The organism is Mycobacterium sp. WUMAC-067 (assembly GCF_020217485.1).
Lineage (GTDB): Bacteria > Actinomycetota > Actinomycetes > Mycobacteriales > Mycobacteriaceae > Mycobacterium.
Genome location: NZ_JAEKMI010000125.1, coordinates 1 through 2633 on the forward strand (window position 1 = coordinate 1; position 2633 = coordinate 2633).

Here is a 2633-nt window from a genome sequence, read left to right on the forward strand (position 1 = left end):
TGTCGGCTGCCAGGTGAAAGGGACCACTTCAGAGCTGGTTTTGCCATGAGCATGGGACCACCTGTTTGCCATTGATGGGACCACCTGACTGGCTGTTTTGCCAGTTATGGGACCACCCCGGCGTGGCGTGGGTTCTTCCGGTTGTTGGGCCGCTGTATTGGCCTGATGAGCTACCGGGAGGTATCGGTGATCGAGATCGTGGAAATGCTGCGGCTGTGGCTGCAGGGGTTGGGGTTGCGGGAGGTGGCCCGGCTCTCGGGCACCGATCGTAAAACGGTGCGACGCTACGTCGACCGGGCACGGGCCTGCGGGCTCGACCGTGACGGCGGAGACAGTCAGCTCACCGATGAGCTGCTCGCGGCGGTGATCGCCGAGGTTCGCCCGCACCGGCCGACTGGCAAGAGCCTTGCCTGGGAGACGATCGCCGCTGAGCATGAGCAGATCAAGGCGTGGCTCAAAGACGGGTTGACGTTGACCAAGATCCACACGCTGCTTGGCCGCCGGGGTGTGGTGGTGTCGTATCGGACGTTGCACCGTTACGCCACAACTGAATTGGGATTCGGGCGGCGCCAAGCCACGGTGCCGGTGGCCGACTGCGAACCCGGTGCGGAGGTGCAGGTCGACTTCGGCCGCCTCGGTCTGCTCATCGATGCTGGTGATGGGCGGCGCCGGGTGGTGCACGGGTTGATCTTCACCGCGGTGTATTCGCGGCACATGTTCGTCTGGCCCACCTACCGCCAGACCCTTAACGATGTGATCGCCGGGTTCGAAGCGGCGTGGGTGTTCTTCGGCGGGGTGTTCGCGGTGGTGATCCCCGACAACATGAAAGCCATCGTCACCACCGCACACGCGACCGAACCCCGGCTCAATGACGCGTTCCGGGAGTATGCCCAGGCCCGCGGGTTCGCTGTTGACCCGACGCGGGTCCGCAGCCCCAAAGATAAGCCGCGGGTAGAACGCATGGTGCAGTACGTGCGGTCGAATTTCTATGCCGGAGAACACTTCCGGGATCTCGGGGATTGCCGGGAACGGGCGCGGCTGTGGTGTGCGCAGACCGCCGGGTTGCGGATTCATGGCACCACCCGGCTGCGCCCGGCCGAGGTGTTCGCCGCCGAGGAACTCCCTGCGCTGGGACCGGTGCCTGAGGATGTGTTCGACATCCCGGTCTGGACCCATCCCAAGGTCGCCTCAGACCGGCATGTGCAGATCGCCAAAGCGCTCTACAGCGTGCCCGGCGAGTTGGTCGGCAAGCGGATCGAGGCCCGCACGGATGCGCACGCGGTGAAGCTGTACTGGCGTGGTGAGTTGATCAAGGTCCACCCCGTCATGGCCCCGGGCCGGCGGCACACCGACCCCGCTGATCTGCCCGCGCACGTGTCGGTCTATGCGATGCGCGACATCAATGCGCTGCAGCGCAAGGCTGCTGCCCACGGCACCCACGTCGGCACCTACGCCGCCGCCGTGTTGGAACACCCGCTGCCGTGGACCAAGATGCGCCAGGTCTATCGGCTGCTGGGGCTGGTGCGCCGCCACAGCGCCGCCGCCGTGGAGGACGCCTGCCGGCGTGCCTTGGATGCCGAAGTCATCGACGTCGGACTGATCGAGCGGATCGTGACCCGCGGCGGCGGTGAACAGATGCCCCTGATACCGAAACCACCCGGGGCGGCGTCCAGGTTCGTGCGGGATGGCTCCGACTTCTCGGTCCGCAGGCCCTCATGAGCCCGGCCCGCCCCGATGCCGTGCCGGCGGTCAAACCGATCGAGGTCTCCGGCGAGCTCAAAGCGTTGATGCGCCGCCTCAAACTCGGTCAGCTGCTCGACACCCTCCCGGAGCGGCTGGCGCTGGCCCGCACCAACCGGCTGCCGCACCACGACTTTTTGGAGCTGTTGTTCGCTGATGAGGTCACCCGCCGCGACCGCGAGTCCGCGACGCGGCGGGCCAAGGCTGCCCACCTCGATCCTGCGATGCAACTCCAAGCCTGGGACGACTCCACCGCCGTGGCGTTCGATCAGCAATTGTGGGCCGAGCTGATCTCGCTGCGGTTCCTCGCCGATGCCTACAACGTGCTCGTCATGGGCCCGGTCGGCGTGGGAAAGACGTTCCTGGCCAACGCCTTAGGCCACATCGCGGTACGACGGCTTCACAGCGTGCACACCGAACGGGCCGACAAACTGTTCAAACGCCTGCGTGGAGCACGCCTGGACGGCAGCTACGAAGACGAGATGCGCAAACTGCACCGCGTCGAGCTATTGATCATCGACGATCTGGCACTGCACCGCCTGGAAGCCACCGAGACTACCGACTTCTACGAGATCATCGTCGAACGCCACCGCAAGGCTTCGACGATCATCACCAGCAACCGCGAACCGCCCGAGATCCTGACCATGATGGCCGATCCTCTGCTGGCTCAATCCGCGATGGACCGCCTGCAATCAGCGGCCTACGAACTCGTCGTCGAAGGCCAGTCCTACCGGCAACGCCAAAAGCCCCGACCGGAAAAGCCGGCCCCTCCGACTCCGTCGGATTGACCGGCAACCACCCCATCGGTCACCATCAACGCACGGCCTACAACCGGAACAACCCGGTCCCATGCTCATGGCAAACCAGAGGTCCCATCACCCTGGCAGGCGACA

The 2633-nt window shown here is 65.5% G+C and carries 2 protein-coding genes; both read left to right on the top strand.

The window, feature by feature from the left end; all coding sequences use genetic code 11:
* Nucleotides 1–165: 165 nt before the first annotated feature.
* Complete coding sequence (gene istA, locus JF781_RS27700; protein ID WP_033711544.1) at nucleotides 166–1719, top strand: IS21 family transposase; 1554 nt, start codon at nucleotides 166–168, stop codon at nucleotides 1717–1719.
* Complete coding sequence (locus JF781_RS27705; RefSeq protein WP_033711543.1) at nucleotides 1716–2528, top strand: ATP-binding protein; 813 nt, start codon at nucleotides 1716–1718, stop codon at nucleotides 2526–2528. Before istA ends, JF781_RS27705 begins: the two co-directional genes overlap by 4 nt.
* The last annotated feature ends 105 nt before the right edge of the window (nucleotides 2529–2633 follow it).

Coding starts and splice junctions, on each gene's coding strand:
- JF781_RS27705 (WP_033711543.1), top strand. CDS start 1,716: ATGAGCCCGGCCCGCCCCGATGCCGTGCCGGCGGTCAAACCGATCGAG.
- istA (WP_033711544.1), top strand. CDS start 166: ATGAGCTACCGGGAGGTATCGGTGATCGAGATCGTGGAAATGCTGCGG.